This window comes from Bordetella petrii, assembly GCF_020991325.1.
In the GTDB taxonomy this organism is placed as follows: Bacteria; Pseudomonadota; Gammaproteobacteria; order Burkholderiales; family Burkholderiaceae_B; genus Bordetella_A; species Bordetella_A petrii_E.
The window spans coordinates 1-1,736 of record NZ_JAJMLX010000472.1; the positions used below are offsets into that span (position 1 = coordinate 1).

Here is a 1,736-nt window from a genome sequence, read left to right on the forward strand (position 1 = left end):
GCGCGTCATGGCCGAGCACCAGCCGGCCAAGGCCGCCGCGGCCGCGGGCAACTGGCATGGCGGCAGCCAGCCTGCCTGGGTGCTGTTCGGCTGGCCCGACAGCCGCACCCAGAGCAACAGGGCCGAAGTGGCCCTGGACGGGGTGGGCGGAGCCTGGCTGGGCCGCGACGCGCAGGGCCGCTACCTGGGCCTGGACAAATACTCGGGCATGCAGCCGCCGGTGCCGCTGACGTTCTGGTCGCTGCGCCTGATGCTGCTGCTGGGCCTGCTGATGCTGCTGGTGTCCTGCACCACCCTGGCCCTGACGGCCCGGCGCGGCATGGATCCCATGCAGTTGCCGCGCTGGTGGCTGCGCCTGATGGTGGGCATGCTGTACGCGGGCGGCCTGGCCGTGCTTGCGGGCGGGGTGTTCGCGGTGTCCGGCATGCAGCCCTACGCCGTCAACGCCACTATCACCCAGACCGAAGTCCTGGGCACGGCGGATACCTACACCTTGTCCGCCAGCCTGGCCGGCTATGTGCTGCTTTACGGCCTGCTGCTGGTGGCCTTCAACGGCATGCTGTTCCACGCCGCCCGCTACGGCGTGGTGCCCGTGCGCAAGCCCGGCAAGCCGGCCCCCTCCGTAGGATTGCAGCAATGATCGACATGCTGGCCGCTTCGTTGGGCGTGAACGCCAACGACCCCACCTTCTGGATGCCGCTGGTATTCATGTTGCTGCTGTTCCTGCTGATCGCCGGCGGCATCGTGCTGGACGGCTTCGACCTGGGCGTGGGCATGCTGCTGCCGTTCGCGCCGGCCGAAGAGCGCGGCCGCATGATGAGCCTGCTCAGCCCCTGGCGCGACGCCAACGAATTCTGGCCCCTGCTGGGCATAGGCTTGTTTGCCTCGGCGTTTCCCCTGGCCTGGGGCGTGATCTTCGGCAAGCTGTACGGGCCCCTGGCCCTGATGGCGCTGGGCCTGGTGCTGCGCAGCGTGTCGTTCGAGTTCCGCATCCGCGCCCGCGCCGAGCTCAAGCCGCGCTGGGTCTTGGGATTCTGGCTGGGGTCGCTGGCCACCGCGTTCGCGCAGGGCATGATACTGGGCCGTATCGTCACGGGTTACCAGACCGCCGCCGGCTATGGGTGGTTCTCGGTCATTATCGGCCTGTGCGCGGTGGCGGCCTATGTGCTGCTGGGCTCGGCCTGGCTGGTGATGCGCGTGGACGGCGAACTGCAGCGCCGCGCGGCGCGCTGGGGCCGCCACGCCATCCGCTGGACGGCGGTGGGCATGGCGGCCACGTCGGTCATGCTGGGCCTGGCCAATGCCGGCATTTTCTATAAATGGAGCAACGCCGGCGGGCTGGCCGTGGCGGTGGGGGTATGGCTGCTGATGCTGGCGTGCTTCGCCACCGCGGAACTGCTGTTGTCGCGCATTCCCGGACGGTCGGGCGCCTACAGCTGGCTGCCCTTCGTGCTGTGCGTGATCCTGTACGTGCTGATGCTGGCCGGCCTGGCCTACAGCCTGTTTCCGTACCTGATCCTGGACGACATGACACTGTGGGATGCCACCGCCTCGATCGGTTCGATGCGGCTGGTGCTGGCCGGCGCGGTGGTCGGCGTGCCCGTGGTGCTGATTTTCAATCTGCTGGCCTACCGGTCGGTGTTCGGCAAGGCGCCTCACGCGGGGGCCTGAACGGCCGGCCTCAGGCCGGCGCCGCCAGCGGCAAGGTGATGCGCACCAGCAGGCCGCCGCCGTCG

At 69.4% G+C, this 1,736-nt stretch carries 2 protein-coding genes; both read left to right on the forward strand.

Annotated elements, in window-relative coordinates:
* A partial coding sequence (locus LPZ50_RS24660) for a cytochrome ubiquinol oxidase subunit I (RefSeq protein ID WP_230665465.1) occupies nucleotides 1-640 on the forward strand: 640 nt, incomplete at its 5' end.
* The gene (locus LPZ50_RS24665) at nucleotides 637-1,671 is read left to right on the forward strand and encodes a cytochrome d ubiquinol oxidase subunit II (protein ID WP_230665466.1); all 1,035 of its coding nucleotides are present in this window, start codon (nucleotides 637-639) and stop codon (nucleotides 1,669-1,671) included. The genes LPZ50_RS24660 and LPZ50_RS24665, both read left to right, overlap by 4 nt.
* Nucleotides 1,672-1,736: the final 65 nt, after the last annotated feature.